The sequence below is a fragment of the Halobacillus halophilus DSM 2266 genome (assembly GCF_000284515.1).
Lineage (GTDB): Bacteria > Bacillota > Bacilli > Bacillales > Halobacillaceae > Halobacillus > Halobacillus halophilus.
This window is the reverse complement of sequence record NC_017668.1, coordinates 1573113-1591008: the sequence shown is the minus strand read 5'-3', so window position 1 is coordinate 1591008 and position 17896 is coordinate 1573113. Positions and strand designations below refer to the sequence as shown.

15 protein-coding genes are annotated in these 17896 nt (G+C 46.6%); 4 read left to right on the top strand and 11 right to left on the bottom strand.

The window, feature by feature from the left end:
* Positions 1 to 406: 406 nt before the first annotated feature.
* The 11 genes from HBHAL_RS07840 to ilvE all read right to left on the bottom strand — a co-directional run bounded on the left by HBHAL_RS07840 (position 407) and on the right by ilvE (position 14150).
* Positions 407 to 2434: an iron ABC transporter permease gene (locus HBHAL_RS07840; protein ID WP_014642820.1), complete on the bottom strand. Its 2028-nt coding sequence runs from the start codon at positions 2432 to 2434 to the stop codon at positions 407 to 409.
* 5 nt (positions 2435 to 2439) lie between these two features.
* Positions 2440 to 3471 carry an ABC transporter substrate-binding protein gene (locus HBHAL_RS07835; RefSeq protein ID WP_014642819.1) on the bottom strand — a complete coding sequence of 344 codons (1032 nt, stop codon included), beginning with the start codon at positions 3469 to 3471 and terminating at the stop codon, positions 2440 to 2442.
* A gap of 402 nt (positions 3472 to 3873) precedes the next feature.
* Complete coding sequence (gene ilvA / locus HBHAL_RS07830) at positions 3874 to 4833, bottom strand: threonine ammonia-lyase (RefSeq protein WP_014642818.1); 960 nt, start codon at positions 4831 to 4833, stop codon at positions 3874 to 3876.
* Between the two features lie 14 nt (positions 4834 to 4847).
* Positions 4848 to 5453, bottom strand: a complete 606-nt coding sequence (gene leuD, locus HBHAL_RS07825; protein ID WP_014642817.1) for a 3-isopropylmalate dehydratase small subunit — start codon at positions 5451 to 5453, stop codon at positions 4848 to 4850.
* Positions 5454 to 5465: 12 nt separating this feature from the next.
* Positions 5466 to 6878 (bottom strand): 3-isopropylmalate dehydratase large subunit, encoded by a 1413-nt coding sequence (gene leuC, locus HBHAL_RS07820; RefSeq protein ID WP_014642816.1) that lies wholly within the window; start codon positions 6876 to 6878, stop codon positions 5466 to 5468.
* Between the two features lie 25 nt (positions 6879 to 6903).
* Positions 6904 to 8010: a 3-isopropylmalate dehydrogenase gene (leuB, locus tag HBHAL_RS07815; protein WP_014642815.1), complete on the bottom strand. Its 1107-nt coding sequence runs from the start codon at positions 8008 to 8010 to the stop codon at positions 6904 to 6906.
* A 13-nt stretch (positions 8011 to 8023) separates the two neighbouring features.
* Positions 8024 to 9571: a 2-isopropylmalate synthase gene (locus HBHAL_RS07810; protein ID WP_014642814.1), complete on the bottom strand. Its 1548-nt coding sequence runs from the start codon at positions 9569 to 9571 to the stop codon at positions 8024 to 8026.
* Entirely contained in the window at positions 9558 to 10589 is a 1032-nt protein-coding gene (gene ilvC, locus HBHAL_RS07805; RefSeq protein ID WP_014642813.1) for a ketol-acid reductoisomerase, read from the bottom strand. Before ilvC ends, HBHAL_RS07810 begins: the two co-directional genes overlap by 14 nt.
* 28 nt (positions 10590 to 10617) lie before the next feature.
* The gene (gene ilvN, locus HBHAL_RS07800) at positions 10618 to 11139 is read right to left on the bottom strand and encodes an acetolactate synthase small subunit (protein WP_014642812.1); all 522 of its coding nucleotides are present in this window, start codon (positions 11137 to 11139) and stop codon (positions 10618 to 10620) included.
* Positions 11136 to 12851: a biosynthetic-type acetolactate synthase large subunit gene (ilvB, locus tag HBHAL_RS07795; protein ID WP_014642811.1), complete on the bottom strand. Its 1716-nt coding sequence runs from the start codon at positions 12849 to 12851 to the stop codon at positions 11136 to 11138. Before ilvB ends, ilvN begins: the two co-directional genes overlap by 4 nt.
* A gap of 396 nt (positions 12852 to 13247) precedes the next feature.
* A complete protein-coding gene (ilvE, locus tag HBHAL_RS07790) occupies positions 13248 to 14150 on the bottom strand; it encodes a branched-chain-amino-acid transaminase (protein ID WP_014642810.1) in 903 nt (300 codons plus the stop codon).
* Positions 14151 to 14662: 512 nt separating this feature from the next.
* On the opposite strand from ilvE, the gene HBHAL_RS07785 reads away from it, so the two are divergent.
* The 4 genes from HBHAL_RS07785 (at position 14663) to HBHAL_RS21150 (ending at position 17329) form a co-directional block, all read left to right on the top strand.
* A complete protein-coding gene (locus tag HBHAL_RS07785; protein WP_014642809.1) occupies positions 14663 to 15214 on the top strand; it encodes a DICT sensory domain-containing protein in 552 nt (183 codons plus the stop codon).
* Positions 15215 to 15276: 62 nt separating this feature from the next.
* Entirely contained in the window at positions 15277 to 15885 is a 609-nt protein-coding gene (locus HBHAL_RS07780; protein WP_014642808.1) for an ECF transporter S component, read from the top strand.
* Positions 15882 to 17117 carry a methyl-accepting chemotaxis protein gene (locus HBHAL_RS07775; protein ID WP_041601272.1) on the top strand — a complete coding sequence of 412 codons (1236 nt, stop codon included), beginning with the start codon at positions 15882 to 15884 and terminating at the stop codon, positions 17115 to 17117. The genes HBHAL_RS07780 and HBHAL_RS07775 overlap by 4 nt, the downstream gene beginning before the upstream one ends.
* Positions 17118 to 17206: 89 nt before the next feature.
* Positions 17207 to 17329: a YjcZ family sporulation protein gene (locus HBHAL_RS21150; RefSeq protein ID WP_041601271.1), complete on the top strand. Its 123-nt coding sequence runs from the start codon at positions 17207 to 17209 to the stop codon at positions 17327 to 17329.
* Positions 17330 to 17896: the final 567 nt, after the last annotated feature.

Sequence of the window (17896 nt, the reverse complement as noted above, 5' to 3'; positions counted from 1 at the left end):
TTATCCTGCTCAATCTGGATTAAATGCTTTTATGACAGGCAATTGCGGGTTGTTACATCCTAAAATAAGGTAGAAAACCGCATGGTCTAATGCCTCATCCATTCAGGTGATGTTTGAAGTGGTTTTGAACTTCCAATTTGGCTAGGTCCGTAGGGGGATGATGAAGACTCCTGTGGGATAAACATGATCGGTGAGACCCCGGAAGGCGAAGACTGAGGAGGCTCAGCACATGCCCACGGAAAGCGAAATCGTCCCCCGTAGGACCTTTCCTCTCACAAAATTTCTCTAAATCGAGTCTTCCGCAGTACGGCCCCTATTTTGCAATAAATATCATTAGTAACATTTAACAGAGCTAAAAAAGCCGTGCCTTGATGGAAATGAAACCATCATGGCACGGCTTTTTTCGTCAGGCTGCGCGCTTCTTCATCAGCCATAAGAAGTACGGGGCACCGATGAGAGCCACCAAAATCCCGGACGGAATTTCATTCGGCGCAAGCAGCGTCCGGCTGAATAAATCAGCGACGAGCAGGAGCAATCCTCCGAGTAGCATGGTTACAGGCAATAGCTTCTGGTTGGCACTGCCGACCAGAAGACGGGCCACGTGCGGAGCAATTAAGCCAACGAATCCGATCGATCCGACAGCAGCGACACTGCATGCCGCAAGCAGCGTGGCGATCATCGCCATCTGGAACCGGACGGACCTCACGCGAAGCCCCAGCCCTTTTGCCGTATCATCCCCTAAAGACAGCACATCAAGTGTCTTAATATAAAAGACAAGCAGCGGAATAAACAAGATGACAGGCCATAGAAGGTACTGCAGCAGCTGAGACCAGCCTTTTGCGTAAGTGGTGCCGGATAACCACGTTAAGGCTGAGGCGACACCAAGATCGGCCTGGACCACCAGAATCTGAATAATGGCCGATCCGAAAGCGGACACACCAATTCCCAGCAAAGCGAGAATCGTAGGCTGGAATTCAGCTTTGGCGCCAAGACCCATGACGATTAAGAAAAAGACAAACGCGCCGATCATCGCTCCGACAGGAATCCAGACAGCAGAAACACTGAATACGTACATCGTCATCAATGCCCCGACCCCTGCACCGGAAGTAATTCCAATAACCGATGGATCGGCAAGCGGATTGCGCAGCACTCCCTGAAAAATCAGACCGCTGACGGCCAGAATAGCCCCGCTGAATACAGCGACAAGGGCTCGCGGAAGTCTCAAGTTAAGAATAAAATTACGAATGAATTCATTGGAGGCTCCAAAGAATGCATCCCACGCCACCAGCGGTTCAAACCCGTAGTTACCGGATGACATACTGACTAGAATGGTTAAGACAATAACCGCTCCAAGTAAAGGGAGAAGCTTCTTCAGCGAAAGGTTAACCTCTCCGCTTCCTGCCATAATCGTACCCGTATCTCCGCTGCCCTGACTTTGCTTCATGCGCATAACGAGCCAGATGAGCCACGGAGAACCAATCAGTGCGGTAATCGCCCCGACGGGAAGCTCAGAGAACGAAGGATCAATAATTCTTGCAAGGATATCGGCAAGCAGCAGCACATTGCCTCCCCATAAGAAGGAGCCGATTACGAGCGGAATATGCGAGCGGTAACCGATTAATTTAATAATGTGCGGTGCTACTAAACCAACAAATCCGATCGGACCGACGACACTGACGGTCACACTCGTCAGAAGCACCGCTGCGAGAATCGTAATCAGCTTCACGATTCGGACATTCTGACCAAGAGCGGTTGCTACATCATCCCCGAGCGTGAGCGTGTCCATTTTTTTCGAAAAAATAAAAGCCGTGAGCATACCCGCAGCTATCAAGGGAAGGGAGAACTGGACACCGTCCCAGTTATTTTGAATAAGGGTTCCGGATCCCCACAGAAAAAGTCCCTGCGTCTCATTTTCATAGAAGATCTGCAGAACGGACGTCAAAGATGAAAAGAGAAACGTAACAATCATTCCCGCAAGCACCATGCGGACCGGGGTGGCGTTCCCCGCCCCTGACAATAGATAGACCGCTGCGAACGTAAGGATACCGCCGAGGAAAGCCGTCACAATTCCATTCGCAAACATAATAAACGGGAAGAAAATCGTCGTCAGCACGACAGCAAAATAGGTACCCGAATGAATGCCAAGCGTACTTGCTGAAGAAAGCGGGTTTTTCGTTACTGTTTGAAGAATCACACCGGAAACGGCAAGTGCACCACCGGCAAGTATCCCCATAACTGCTCTCGGTAACCTTAAAATCCGGACAGTGTGATGTTTGATCGTATCCTGAGGATTAAGGAGTGCATCTACGACGGTCCCAAGTGGAATCGAAACGTTTCCCTGATTAATATGTATAAATGTTAATAAACATAATAATGCGGTCCCACCTCCGAAGGTGAGAACCGCGATTATCGTTTGTTTTAAGTTCAAATTCATAAGCTTCACTCGCTTTGGTTTTCGTTCAGCATCGCATCAGTCACTTGCTTCGCCAGTACTTCAGCCGATAGCGGTCCACCGAAGGTCCAGGTATCTCCCGGCATCTTGTATGTGCGATCTTCCTGAACAAATTTAAGGTCTTCCCAGGCAGGATTACCTTCCAGCTGATTCGTGAAGATATTATCTTCTTCCTGCACAATGTAGAAGAAATGAGCATCCTGATAATTCTGGAGAGTCTCTACGGTTGTAGACGTGTAACCGTAAACTTCGGTTTTGTCTGGTTGATGAGCGTTTTGCAAACCAATGTTCTTCATCACTTTTGAAACGATGGAATTAGGTGTAAAAAGTCTCAACGTTGGTGTATTCTGGGATGTAAAAGCCTGTGTCATTACATATTCAGAATCTTCTTTACCAGCCTCTGTGATTCGGGCCTGCTGATCACGGAATGTTTTCTCCATGTTTTTAACGACTTCTTTAGCTTTGTCTTCCTTACTCGTAATCTTTGCTACCGTATTGAACTCGTCCAGCATATGCTGGTACTGGTCTTTCGCTGCTTCCTCGGAATAAGGGGCAAACATAACGGTCGGTGCAATATCCTCCAGTTGATCCGCGATTGCCTCGTGGCGGAATTTCACGCCGATAATTAAGTCGGGATCCAACCGGGAAATAGCTTCCAGATTCGGCTCCTGGCGTGTTCCTACATCTTCAACCGAATCGCTTAACGATTTACCTGCATTGACCCAATTGCGATAGCCGTCCAGATCAGCAACACCTGCAGGCTCCATGCCAAGCGCCTGCAGATCTTCGGCGTACGTCCATTCGAGAACTACAATATTCTTAGGCGTTCCTTCGATCGTCTTCTCTCCCATTGCGTCTTGAATATTTATGGTACGCTGTTCATCTTTTTCTTCTTCCTTCGCTTCCTTGGACTGATCTCCTGAGCCTTCAGAAGCTTCGCCCCCATCATCTGTTCCATTTCCGCAGGCCGTTAACGTAACAACAAGTAATACCAGGATAAGCCATCCTATTTTTTTCATATACTTTTCATCCTCTCTTTTAATTAACCATTCCATCCTGAGCCGGTCTATGTACAACAGACTTTAATTGATAAAGATTCTCATTATCATGATACTACCAATCATATCGAAGCCTTATTCCGCTGTCAATGATAATCACTAGCTTACCTGTGCGTTATTCTTGCCCAATTTGTAGGGGGATTTTGCGCGTTTTACGATGCGCACGGCTCATTTCCATGAACTGCACAAGCATCCTTGAAGATTTGTGTGGGACGATTTATTTTCCTATAAATATAGATTTCGAAACCGAACCTCACCTAAGCCGGAGTCTAACGCTAATACAACACAGAAGACTGCCAATTAAAAAGCCATTAAAAAAACAGATGCCCCGTCCGGAGCATCTGATCCTTTACACTTATCTTCTTAAACCAACGCGGCTTGCTTTGGGCGAGCTGCTTGATAAATGGAAGGAAGTTTGGAAATGTCCATGTTTCCTCCACTTACAATCACACCCGCCTGTTTGCTTTCAAATTGATGTTGATGATACAGGGCTCCTGCTAAGGCAGAGGCTCCCGCACCTTCCACCAGTGTTTTTTCACGTTCCAGCAAGTGAAGCATCGTTTGAGCGATTTCATGCTCTTCTACTGTGATTACCTGATCCACATACTTCTGGATACAAGGATAGGTGAGTTTTCCTTTTTCCTTGACGGCAATCCCATCAGCAATGGTAGCGACTGATGTTAGTTTTTCAGGTCCATTCTTATAGAAAGAATTATAGACGCATGAAGCTTCGGCAGCCTGTACGCCGATCACCTGAATATCCGGTTTCAGCTGCTTAGCTGCAAAGGACACGCCGCTGATTAATCCGCCGCCCCCAATGGGCACAAACAGCGTATCGATGTCCGGCTGCTGCTGCAGCATTTCGACCGCAATCGTCGCTTGTCCGGCCATCACGTCATAATCATCGAATGGATGAAGGAAAGTTGCTCCACTCTCTTTCTGTTCCAAAAGAGCAGCGGTATAAGCTTCCTGAAACGATTCTCCGGTTAATACCACCGTCGCACCATACCCTTCGGTTGCTTCGACCTTCGCGCGCGGCGTCGCTTCCGGCATGAATATGCGGGCGCTGATCCCTCTTTTACGGGCGGCTACAGCAACGCCCTGGGCATGGTTGCCGGCAGAAGCGGCAATAACCCCTCGTTCAGCTTCCTCTTGTGATAAGCAGGCTACTTTATAGGAGGCTCCTCTTACTTTAAAAGCTCCTGTTTTCTGCTGATTTTCCATCTTCAGATAGACTTGCTGACCGGCTTGCTGATTAAATGTAGAGGAGGTCTCAAGCGGAGTCCGGTGCACCACTCCTTGTAATTTTTCATGAGCCTCCATCACTTTAGCTAGCGTTAAGAAATCCCCAACGTCTTCACTCCCTTTGTATTATTTTCGTATTGGTCAATTTTGTCTTCGTGGGTCAAAGTGACCGCGATTTCATCCCAGCCATTGAGTAACATTTCTTTATGATACGGCTGGATATCAAAATTAACCTCCATTTCCCTACCATAAACGACTTGTTTTTCCAAATCAACCGATAATCCATAAATTTCATCTTCTGCTTTTTCCATTAATTTCTCTACGGCAGAATTCGACAGCTGGATCGGCAGAATTCCATTTTTAAAGCAGTTACTATAGAAGATATCCGCAAAACTCGGAGCAATCACTACTTTAAAACCATAATCTTGAATGGCCCAGGGCGCGTGCTCCCTTGAAGAGCCGCAGCCGAAGTTTTCACCTCCCACCAGGATGGATGCGTCATTGTACTTCGGATCATTCAATGAGAAATTCTCTTTCAATGAACCATCATCGTTAAAACGCCAGTTGTAAAAAAGAAACTGCCCAAACCCGGTTCGTTCAATTCGCTTCAAAAATTGCTTAGGAATAATCTGATCGGTATCAACGTTGGATCGATTCAGTGGATAGACGATTCCGTGATGCTTTTTCAAAGGTTCCATCTGCTCACCCTCCTAAACGGTACTCATCTGTTTTCTGACGTCTACGAAGCGGCCTTCCAGTGCAGCTGCTGCTGCCATTTCTGGACTGACCAGATGGGTTCTGGCTCCATTACCCTGACGTCCTTCAAAGTTCCGGTTTGAGGTCGAGGCGCAGCGTTCGCCCGGCGGTACGATGTCGTCATTCATCGCCAGACACATACTGCAGCCTGCGTCTCTCCATTCGAAACCGGCGTCTATGAATATTTTATCCAGTCCTTCTTCTTCAGCTGCCAGTTTCACGGATTGAGAGCCTGGTACAACCAGGGCTCTGATTCCTTCGTGGACGTGGCCGCCTTTCACAATATCAGCGGCTTTTCTCAAGTCGCTGATCCTTGAGTTGGTGCAGGAACCGATAAAGACATGCTCAATAGGGATGGACTGAATGGTTTGATTCGCTTCCAGCCCCATGTACTCCAGGGCACGCTCGATGCTGTCTTTTTCATCATCTGTTTCGGCATCGAGTGGATCCGGTACTTGTGCGGAGACCGGTACACAATGAGAAGGGTTTGTTCCCCATGTGACTTGCGGTTCGATTTCATCGGCATGAATTTCAAGCTCCATATCGTACCGGGCGCCTGGATCAGATGCCAGGTTCAGCCACTGCTGGGCAGCTTTATCGAACTCTTCTCCCTCCGGCACGTAACGTTTTCCTCTCAAGTACTCGACTGTCGTCTCATCCGGGCTGATCAATCCAGCTCTTGCGCCTGCTTCAATCGACATGTTGCAAATCGTCATTCGTTCTTCCATGGACAAGTTACGGATCGCTTCACCTGTATATTCAATGACGTGTCCAGTTCCGAACCGAACACCGAAACGGCCAATAACGGCAAGGATTAAGTCTTTCGCTGTTACGCCTGTTCCTAACTTGCCATCGATATGAACCTGAAGCGTCTTCGGAGGCGCCTGCCAGATCGACTGGGTGGCAAGCACGTGTTCCACTTCACTCGTACCGATCCCGAAGGCTAATGCACCAAAAGCTCCGTGAGTTGACGTATGGCTGTCACCGCAGACAATGGTTTTGCCAGGCTGGGTTAATCCAAGCTCCGGCCCGATAACGTGGACAATCCCTTGATCCGGGTGATTAATATCGGCCAGGCTGATGCCAAATTCTTCACAGTTTTCTTCAAGTGTCTCCATCTGCTTCTTGGAAATCTGGTCTTTAATCACGTTTCGGTGAATGGTCGGAACGTTATGATCCATGGTGGCATACGTCAGGTCCGGCCGGCGGACTTTCCTCCCGCTCAGGCGCAGACCCTCAAACGCCTGGGGAGAGGTTACCTCATGAATCAGGTGCAAGTCGATATAGAGGAGGTTCGGCTTCCCTTCTTCTTTATGAACGACATGCTGATCCCAAACTTTTTCAATAATTGTTTTCGGTTGACTCAATGTGTACCGCTCCCTTCTTCGAATATTACACGTAGCACCTCATGATATTTTCAGTTGTGTCACTCGTGCTTAATTGTTCAATCACTTTATTAGCAAGTTCACTTCCACTGACCGGGATGCCTCCGTTGATGTTAAGGTCGGCCGTATGGTAGCGCGCTGCTAACACGTCCTGTACGGCTTTCTCAACTTGTTCGGCTTCTTCTTCCATTTTAAAGGAATGCTTCAGCATCATCGCAACGGATAAGATCGATGCCAGTGGATTTGCTTTGTTTTGACCGGCGATGTCCGGTGCAGATCCATGAACCGGTTCGTATAAGCCCAGGCCATCTTTTCGGATACTTGCCGACGGAAGCATGCCAAGGGACCCGGTTAATACAGACGCTTCGTCACTTAAAATGTCTCCGAACATGTTCTCTGTCACAATGACGTCAAAGTAAGAAGGATTCGTTACCAGCTTCATCGCTGCAGCATCGACAAGCATATGCTCAACCGTTACTTCCGGATACTCCTGCTTCTTCTCTTCAACAATCTCGCGCCACATTCGGCTCGATTCTAATACGTTTGCTTTATCCACAGAGGTTAGATGGTTTCTTCTAAGCCTGGCACTCTGGAACGCCTGTTCAACGATGCGCTCGATTTCATGTCTTGAATACGCCAGCGTATCGACGACTTCAGCACCGTTGTTGCGCCTTTCACTCGGTTCCCCGAAATAGAGGCCTCCTGTTAATTCCCTGACAATCAGCAAATCACTTCCTGTGACAACTTCAGTTTTTAAGGGGGACGCGTGGAGGAGCTGCTGGAACGCCTTTACCGGCCGCAGATTAGCGAATAGTCCCAGCTGCTTACGAATGCCGAGCAGTCCTTTTTCAGGTCGCATATGACCAGGCAGGTCATCCCACTTCGGGCCGCCTACAGCTCCTAAGAATACAGCATCCGCTTTATGACAAGCTTCAATCGTATCTTCCGGTAAAGGGGTGCCGTCCTGATCAATGGCGCTTCCTCCGATATTGTGCGTTTCGAAAGTGAACGTGTGCTGATGTTGTTCAGCTATTGCTTCCAGCACGCGCTTAGCGGCTCTTGCTACTTCGGGACCGATCCCGTCTCCCGGTAAAAGTACAATGTGCTTTTTCATAACATTTCCCCCTTTATACGTGAACCTGCTTTTGAACTGGTTCCGTGTTCTTTCTATATAATGTGCGGTTTACGGCGTTTAAGAAAGCATGGGCAGATGCTTCTAGAACATCCTGAGCAGATCCGCGCCCGGAAGCTTTCACATCATCTACTGTTAGCTGCACGTGAACTTCTGCCAGTGCATCTCGTCCTCTTCCAATCGAGCTTAACTGGTAATCCTGCAAATGCACGTCGGCATCGATTAAATCATCCAGCGTGTTGTAGATGGCTTCTACACTGCCGTCTCCTGTATTGGCTTTCTCGACTTCTTCGCCATCCGGCTTGGTAAGAAGTACCGTGGCTGTCGGACGATTGATGCTTCCGTATTGAACCTGGAAGGCTTTCAGCTCGTATTTCGGCTGATCTTTGTCTTCGGTCTGCGTATCGGTCAAGATAGCAAACAAATCGTCGTCGGTAACTTCTTTCTTCTTCGCCGTCAAGTTCTTGAAGGATTCGAACGCTTCTTTCAATTTCTCATCCGTCAACTCATAGCCCATTGATTCGGCTTTTTGTTTGAAAGCGTGACGACCTGAGTGTTTACCCATCACCATTCGGTTGGAATCGATTCCCACCATCGCTGGTGTGATGATTTCGTAAGTGGACGAGTCTTTCAGCATACCGTCCTGGTGAATACCGGATTCGTGAGCAAAGGCGTTACGGCCGACAACTGCTTTGTTACCCGGAACCATCATACCGGTCATACGGCTGACCAAATCACTCGTTCTTTTAATTTCTTTTAATACAAGGTTCGTCTGATAATCGTAACGGTCTTTACGGATTTCAAGAGCGACTCCGATTTCCTCCAGTGCCGCGTTTCCAGCACGTTCGCCAATCCCGTTAATGGTGCCTTCGATCTGGCGCACTCCGTTTTCAATAGCCGCAATCGAGTTGCTGACAGCCATACCAAGATCGTCATGGCAGTGAGCGGAAAGAATCGCCTGATCGATATTCGGAACGCGTTCTCTCACTTCACGGAACATGCGTCCGTATTCATCCGGCGTAGAATATCCGACCGTGTCCGGAAGGTTAATGACGGATGCACCAGCGTCAATGACTTTCTCAATGATATGAACAAGGAAATCGATATCGGTTCGGCTCGCATCCTCTGCGGACCACTGAACGTGAGGGAATTTCTCTTTCGCGTAAGATACAGCTTCTACCGCTGTTTCCACCACTTCATCTGGTGTTTTCTTAAGCTTATGCGTCATATGAATGGCTGAGGTAGCCAAGAAAACGTGAAGTCTTGGTTCTGCTCCGCCTTTCAAAGCTTCCCAGGCAATGTCGATATCTTTCTTGTGAGCTCTCGCAAGTCCCGTTACTGAAACGCTTCTCACCGTGTTCGCAATCTCACGGACGGATTCAAACTCTCCCTGGGAGGAAGCAGGGAATCCTGCTTCCATAATGTCTACCCCAAGGCGTTCCAGCTGCTTCGCAATCTCCAATTTTTCCAGGCGGTCCAAGTTTACGCCAGCTGACTGTTCTCCGTCTCTAAGAGTTGTATCGAATACGTTAACGTGAGCCATGAGAGACCACTTCCTTTTCTTTAGATTGAGATTTCTTAACAAAAGGCATTAACTCTCGGAGTTCTCTACCCACCTTTTCAATTGGATGATTACTCTCCAAGTTGTTAATCGCTTCGAATTCTGGGCGATTTACTTTATTTTCTAGGATCCAGCCTTTAGCGAATTTACCGGTCTGGATATCCTGCAGTACATCTTTCATGCGGGCTTTTGTATCTTCATTGATGACGCGCGGGCCAGATACGAAGTCGCCCCATTGAGCTGTATCGGAGATGGAATAACGCATGCCTTCAAGTCCGCCTTCATACATCAAGTCAACGATCAGTTTCAGTTCGTGCATACATTCGAAGTACGCCACTTCCGGCTGGTAGCCTGCTTCCGTCAAGGTTTCAAATCCGGCTTTGACAAGGCTGGTTAATCCTCCGCAAAGTACGGCCTGTTCACCGAATAGATCCGTTTCCGTTTCTTCCTGGAAGCTTGTTTCCAGTACGCCGGCACGTCCGCCGCCGATGCCTTTAGCATAAGCTAGCGCGATTTCCTTCGCTTCGCCGGATACGTCCTGCTCGACTCCGATCAGAGCAGGTACGCCTGCGCCTTCTTCAAATGTTCTTCTTACAAGGTGTCCCGGCCCTTTAGGAGCTACCAGGAATACATCAACGTTAGATGGAGGAACGACCTGGTTGAAGTGAACGTTAAAGCCGTGTGCGAATGCAAGAGCTGCGTTCTCTTTTAAGTTCGGCTTAATGGATTCCTCAAAAACGGTCGGTTGGTGTTCATCTGGTAAAAGAACCATAACTACGTCTGCGTCTGCTACAGCGTCCGCTACTTCTTTTACTTCCAGTCCATCCTGTTCCGCTTTATCCCAGGACTTCCCTTTTCTTAGTCCAACGACAACGTTATGGCCGCTTTCCTTTAAGTTCTGTGCGTGAGCGTGGCCTTGTGAGCCATAGCCTACAACGGCAACCTTCTTATTTTGTAGAACCTCATCCTTGATATCATTGTGGTAGTAAACATGTGCCATTTAAATCTTCCTTTCTGTAATAGAGTAATTAGTTTAGTAGAGAATAAGATTTCACTTCTGCTTGTTGAGGCTGATTTCCTCGTTTGAAGGCGGTTAAGCCGGTTCTTGCAAGCTCTTTAACACCATAAGGTCGTAAGAGTTCAATCAGTGCATCGACCTTATCGGACTTTCCTGTCACCTGAACCGTGACGCTTTCTTTACTTACGTCAATAATCGTAGCGCGGAACGGTTCGATGATGCCCTGGATTTCGCTTCGTATCTGCGGGTTGCTGATTACTTTGACCAGAGCAAGTTCCCGGGCGACAATCGCATTGTCTGTAATATCGGAAACCTTCAGGACATCAATCTGTTTATTCAGCTGCTTCGTCAGCTGTTCCAATTTGCGGTTATCCTCCACATCGACCACGAACGTCATTTTGGAAACGCCCTCTGTCTCGGTGCGGCCGACAGATATACTTTCAATGTTGAACTGCCGCTTAGCCAGCAGCCCGGTTACTCGGTTTAATACGCCGCTGCGATTATGAACGATCGCAGTTACAATCCTTTTCATGGTTTCACCCCGATCATTTCGTGAAGTCCTTTACCTGGTGCAATCATTGGATACACATTTTCACTTTGAAGTACTCGGCAATCTACAACGGCCGGCTTATCATCGGCAAGGATGCCCGGAAGTACCTCTTCAAGCGTTTTCGGTGAGTCAATGAAGTAACCAGGAATCTGATAACTTTCCGCAAGTTTTACAAAGTCAGGCTGCGTATCAATGATGGAGGAAGAGAAACGACCATCGTAAAACTTCTCCTGCCACTGACGGACCATGCCGAGAGCCTGATTATTTACAATGATGATCTTCACCGGCAAGCCACGTTCTTGAAGAACGGACAGCTCTTGAAGCGTCATCTGGAAGCCGCCGTCCCCTACGATAGCAACACAAGTGGATTCCATATCCGCAAGTTGTGCGCCGATCGCTGCCGGAAAACCATATCCCATGGTTCCAAGGCCGCCTGACGTTACCCAGCGGTTTGGCTCATCAAAATGGTAATACTGAGCCGCCCACATCTGGTGCTGGCCGACGTCGGTGGTTACAACGGCTTCACCGCGGGTATAGTCATATACTTTCTTCACGAGCCACTGCGGGACAATATCTTCATCTTTCTGATGAAACCACAATGGATAGTCCGCTTTACGCGCCCAGCTCTGATCCAGCCATTCCTTATGATCAAGGCTCGTTACTTCTTTGTTATTTAACGCCTTCAATGCAGCCTTAGCATCGGATACGATCGGGATCGATGTCGGAACGTTTTTCCCGATTTCTGCCGGATCGATATCAACGTGCGCCACTTTGGCGGTTGGTGCAAAATGTTTCAAGTTCCCTGTAAGACGATCATCAAAGCGGGCACCGATGTTGATAAGAAGATCACATTCATACAGAGCCATATTGGCGGCGTACGTTCCATGCATGCCTCCCATGCCAAGCGATAAACGATCGCTGCCTGGATAACTGCCTAGGCCTAGCAAGGTTGATACGACCGGGATTTCATAGTTCCTTACGAAGGTTCTAAGTTCTTCCGAAGCTCCGGCATGGATAATACCTGAACCAGTTAGAATAACGGGTTTCTTCGCCTGCGTTAACGCTTCGTGAAGCTTCGTGATCTGGAGTGGATTCGGTTTCAGTGTCGGCTGATAGCCCGGAAGATGAAAGTGATGAACAACATCCTTTGCATACACTTCCGAAGAAATGTCTTTCGGTATATCAACAACTACTGGTCCCGGACGCCCGGTAGTGGCAATGTGAAAGGCTTCTTTCACAATACGCGGAAGCTCCTCGATATTTTGAACCTGGTAGTTGTGTTTCGTAATCGGGGTTGTGATGCCCATAATGTCTGACTCCTGGAAAGCATCTGTACCAATTACGCCTTTAGCCACCTGGCCTGTAAAAACAACCAGCGGGATGGAGTCCATCATCGCATCAGCGATGCCGGTTACCAGGTTGGTCGCCCCCGGACCGGAAGTACCGATTACAACACCTGCACGGTTCGCTACTCGAGCATATCCCTCTGCTGCGTGAATCGCTCCCTGTTCATGACGGGGAAGAACGTGATCAAAGCTTCCTTCTGCACGGTATATGGCATCATAAATTGGGAGCACGGCACCTCCCGGGTAACCAAATAAAGTATCGACACCTTGTTCAATCAAGGATTCAACTAGCAAATCTGCTCCTGTCTTTGTGGCGGTCTGCTCTTTCACACTTGCCTCTGCCTTCATTTTTTAATCCCTCCTTAGAGTATTTAGAAATTCATTGCGGCCAATCTGTTTCACGATTATTAAAATAAAAAAGACCTTTTCATCCTCACTTCCTCAAATACACGTCGGTATAAGGAAAGAGAGGGGTGAAAAGGTCTATTACTTTCACGGTACCACCCTCGTTTTCGTGAAGCGTATACGCTTCACCTCAGGGAGTTCTCTTAGAACTCCTTTTGATAACAGGTGCAAATAAAAACACCTGGTTCCGCCTACTAGTAAACCGTTCAGCGCGAACACTCAGGGATGATGTCAGAATAAGATGTATTTCCGGGCTTCCAGCAACCCCGGCTCTCTGTGAATACAAGAACTTATTCTTTTATTCCCGTCTTCGTATTAGTCTTTATTAAGTTTTTAAGTCTAGCTTACTTGAACTTTATCTTTGTTGTAGACTTTATAGCCGTCTGTAGTCGTGATCTTACGGAATTCAGAAAGCAGGTGGTTGGTTATAACGCCTGGCTTTCCATCCCCTACAGGACGTTGATCCACTTCTACTACTGCGATGACTTCTGCTGCTGTGCCTGTTAGAAAAACTTCATCCGCTACATACACATCATGGCGGGTAAATGGCTGTTCTTTCATTTCGTAGCCTTTTTCTTTGGCAAGATCAATGATTGCGTTTCTTGTAATGCCTTCCAGCGCCCCTAAATAAGTAGGCGGTGTATAGATGGTGCTGTTTTTTACGATAAAGATATTGTCTGCTGAGCCTTCTGTTACATAGCCTTGATCGTTCATCATCAGGGCTTCGTCTACTCCAGCCTGATTTGCTTCCATTTTCACTAGAATATTATTTAAATAGTTTAATGATTTCACTTGAGGCGGAAGTACATCCGGACGGTTTCGTCTGCTGGAAACCGATGCGAGCCTTACCCCGCGCTCATAAAGTTCTTTCGGAAACAAAGCAAGTGCTTCAGCAATGACAACCACTCTTGGATTTGAACAACTGGAAGGGTCTAAACCGAGATTACCCATTCCACGGGAGACAACCACTCGAATGTAGGCTGTTTCCAGCTCGTTCTTGCGGACGGTTTCAGCAATAATCTCTTTCATCTCCTCCTTCTCATAAGGCATTTGAAGCATGATTGATTTTGCTGAATCATAGAGGCGGTTTAAGTGTTCATCTAATTTGAAGATGTTGCCTTCGTAAACACGAATACCTTCGAATACCCCGTCTCCATATAAGAAACCGTGGTCGTAAACGGATACGACGGCCTCATTCTTATTTACAAATTCGCCGCTTAAATAAATCCATTGGCTGCTCATCCTTAGCACTCCTTTCTTTTCTATATTTAATGTTTGAAACGATAGATTTATGAAGGAAAAAATAGTGGACCCTGACACAAAAGTAACATTCATTTTTATGCTCAGGGTCCCATGGGGGTCCTTCCACATGATCAACCTTCGTTGGCGTTTCAGAGAATTACCGGTGAAGTTGATTGAGGACTACTTTAAACGGATTTCGCGAGAAGGTCAACAGGTTTTAAGTAAATTTTCTGAACACTTAGATTATTCAGTATAAAAGTGAAGCGCTTACATGCTTGCATGCCATGTGTTATGCGCGTTCAGCCGCGCTTTCTTTTTTTCTTTTTTATCTTAATTTTTGCATTTATCTTTACTCTTCTGGCAATCATCCGATGAAATAAAAGAGTGAATATCGATTCGTTTTATTAGGTATTTTATAATGGATCATTTTAATCATTCATGATAAGCTGATATTTCCAATTATTGGACTAAATACTCAGGGGTCTTGAAGCTCCCACAGGAGGAATACATAAGTGAATATTAAATATCTCTCTCTATTTAACGAATGCTTTGGTTCTGTTGAAGGAGAAACAAATAAATTGGATAACGCTCATTTATCTCAGCTGCAATCCAGTTCCCTGAATTTTGAATCCAAGGTGCCACAGCTTGAGTACATGTGTTTAATGATGGAAAATATGGTTCTTATGAAAAAGTTAAAAGGAAACGTCTATGCTGGGTTTCAGAAATTTTCCCGTGCCAAAAACGTATTGGACCGCTTCCAGGCTATGACCGAATATTCGAATGTTTACATTTTTGGTGAGAAAGATGTGCCGATGGATTATTCCGATGGCATCCATTACATTCCGCTGCCGCCTAATAGCGAACTGATACGGGAATGGTTTTTAATCATCGACGCGCCCAATTTTAAGTCCATGATGGTCGCTTACGATCTGGATGGTTTTGGAGTGTATGAAGTCGAAGAAAGCCGAAACTTTAAAGGAGCGAAGTCCTCCAGCCCGAAAGTTGTCGAACATGCGGCCAGTCTGCTGGCTCCTCATACCAGCTCATTACGAGAAAACGCTTAATCCTATCAGAAGAGAAGAAGCTGAGTGCACTTCTCTTCTATTCCTTAAGGAGGTGAATAACCTTGACGTTATCTAAACTGCAACGCACAACGACCATTGGGATTTTAGCTGCCTGCAGCATCATCCTCTATTATTTTAAATTTCCTGTTCCTTTCTTTCCGCCCTTTCTTACTATGGATATTAGTGACATTCCCGCTCTGATTGGAGCAATCACCCTGGGACCCGTGGCAGGCGTAGCCATTCAGTTTCTGAAGAATATAATAGATTACATCACCCACGGGAGCTACGCAGGACTTCCTGTCGGACAAATGGCTAATTTCTGCTCCGGAGCACTCATTGTTGGACTGATCGGTATGTTCTATCACTATCAAAAGAAACTGAATCTATGGAGTTTTGCCATCACCATTATCGTCTTCTTATCCACGATGTATCTATTAAATTATTATTTCATTCTTCCATCGATCATGGAGCTGATCGGGGTCACGAAAGAACAGTATGTCGGTCAATTCACACAATTCAATCCGCTGGCCACCGATTTTAGAACCGCCGTCCTTTACGTGATCATACCTTTTAACTTATTGAAGATTGGGATGATCTATGGAATGGGTCTGCCCTTCTCCTTCCGTCTGGATAAGATCCTTAATTCAAAGAGAAAGCGAGTACATGTATGAAACTGAAACGAGCTATTCCACTTTTGACCATCAGCCTGGCCGTAATCATTTATGGCGCCTTAAGTTATAGTTTATCCTTTTATTTCAATCCTGCGGTCAGCATTTCCGTTTTAGGGGGATTAACTGTCGTGACAGCAGCCCTTCTCATCTTCTTATTTTCCGCCGCAAAAAACAGTGCCTTGCGGGAAGAGGCCGCTCAAATGCATGAGGATGTAAATCACGATCAAACCATCCGTCATTCCCTGGAAGAACTTCTTCACGTCGAGGCTCATAGTGAACACTTAAACAAGATGAATACACAAGTAACGAAGTCATCTGAGCAGGTCAGCACTCAGTTGATGGAAATGGTTGAGGATATCCAGATCGAAGGAGAACACTTAACTCAGTTTCAGAGCCAAATGGACAGCATTAATGAAATGATTCAGTCTCTCGGTGAGATCATTGAAACCTCCGCTTCGACTTCTGAAAGTGTCCGCTCATTGTCGAATGATGGAAAAGAAAAAGTCGACGAATTCAACCACGTGTTCACAGAGATCATTCGGGTCACCGAACAATTTGGCCGTTTTAATGAAAAACTTCTGAAACAAATGAAAAAAGTAACAGAAGCACTCGGAGCGATCGAATACATCTCCAACCAGACCAACCTTCTGGCTTTAAACGCTTCCATCGAAGCAGCAAGAGCAGGAGAACACGGGAAAGGATTCGGGGTCGTCGCCGACGAAATCCGTAAGCTCTCCGCTCAAGTTAAAGAAAGTGCTGACACGATTGAAAATGTCATCAGCCAGGTCAACGCAAGTATTTCTGACCAGAAAAAATCGTATGAAACGGAAACAGAAGCCCTGAACTTAGGAAAAGAAAAAGCCGAGGAAATGACGGTGATTTTCGATCAGGTGATCGGAAATATTTCTGAACTCCATGACCAATCCAAACAGGTACAGACTCATTCCGCAGACGTGATGAATGAAAAGAAAAAGACGCAGGAGAAATTCGCAGAAATCCACCGGCTCACTCAGCAGCTGAGCACGAACACCGAAGGATCTTCTGAAAAAATTATGGAACAGCAGACGACGATGATGGAGCTTGATATGACCGCCATGACCATGGTGGAACATATCCAGAAAATCAAAGCAAACCTTCAGGAGCATTTGCAAACCACTGATAATGTCAGCTGGATCCGCCCAAATAAATTAAACAATCGTAAGGAACAAGATCCACTTCAAAAGGGCTCTTGATTTATTTAAAACCACACTGGTCATCCGCCCTCCCAACTTACCTCATTTTTCATAGCCTATCGTATAGGACAAAAAAAGGTGGTGAAGATATGGGCTATGGCGGCTGTGGATACGGCGGCGGTTACGGCGGCGGAAACTACGGAAGTACTTTCGTCTTGATCGTTGTTTTGTTCATTCTATTGATCATTGTAGGAGCATCTTTTTATAACTAGTATTAATTCAGTAGTGGATCATTGATACCCGTTTTCAGATGGTTCATTCCGCATACCGGGAGGCGTTTCCGTGCCTTCTGGTCTAATTAAATGAGCGTAAAAGCCAGGCCTTTAAAACAAAGGGCCTGGCTTTTTCTTTGTACTTCTTAAAGCAGGACAATACCGATTCAATGGCAAATGGAATAAGGAATCGAGTTAATTAGCAAAATGCCTCTTCTGTTAAACAGGGCTGATGATTTCCAACGAAGCTTGTTGCGCTAAAGGGCCGGTTTGTTGAAGACTCAGTTTCGAGATAAATTGAGTCCGTTACAATATGAGGTGGGAGCTGGTAGGGAAATAACTCGTCTTGTTCCATCACCCAGACACTCGAGCCATAAGCCGCTCATCAACGGATTGAAAAACCACAATCCTTTTGATGGTCGGCTTATGCTGGTCGTGTCTTTAGGGGTGATTCCACATTTGAACACTTTCCTATGGCCCTACACGACGTAGGGTCGATCGACGTTGCCACAGGACGTGGCGGCCTTAGTCGATCCTCCTTATTACCAGTATCTTCCTCGCTCGTTT

Coding starts and splice junctions, on each gene's coding strand:
- HBHAL_RS07840 (WP_014642820.1), bottom strand. CDS start 2,434: ATGAATTTGAACTTAAAACAAACGATAATCGCGGTTCTCACCTTCGGA.
- HBHAL_RS07835 (WP_014642819.1), bottom strand. CDS start 3,471: ATGAAAAAAATAGGATGGCTTATCCTGGTATTACTTGTTGTTACGTTA.
- ilvA (WP_014642818.1), bottom strand. CDS start 4,833: ATGGAGGCTCATGAAAAATTACAAGGAGTGGTGCACCGGACTCCGCTT.
- leuD (WP_014642817.1), bottom strand. CDS start 5,453: ATGGAACCTTTGAAAAAGCATCACGGAATCGTCTATCCACTGAATCGA.
- leuB (WP_014642815.1), bottom strand. CDS start 8,010: ATGAAAAAGCACATTGTACTTTTACCGGGAGACGGGATCGGTCCCGAA.
- HBHAL_RS07810 (WP_014642814.1), bottom strand. CDS start 9,571: ATGGCTCACGTTAACGTATTCGATACAACTCTTAGAGACGGAGAACAG.
- ilvC (WP_014642813.1), bottom strand. CDS start 10,589: ATGGCACATGTTTACTACCACAATGATATCAAGGATGAGGTTCTACAA.
- ilvN (WP_014642812.1), bottom strand. CDS start 11,139: ATGAAAAGGATTGTAACTGCGATCGTTCATAATCGCAGCGGCGTATTA.
- ilvB (WP_014642811.1), bottom strand. CDS start 12,851: ATGAAGGCAGAGGCAAGTGTGAAAGAGCAGACCGCCACAAAGACAGGA.
- ilvE (WP_014642810.1), bottom strand. CDS start 14,150: ATGAGCAGCCAATGGATTTATTTAAGCGGCGAATTTGTAAATAAGAAT.
- HBHAL_RS07775 (WP_041601272.1), top strand. CDS start 15,882: ATGAAACTGAAACGAGCTATTCCACTTTTGACCATCAGCCTGGCCGTA.
- HBHAL_RS21150 (WP_041601271.1), top strand. CDS start 17,207: ATGGGCTATGGCGGCTGTGGATACGGCGGCGGTTACGGCGGCGGAAAC.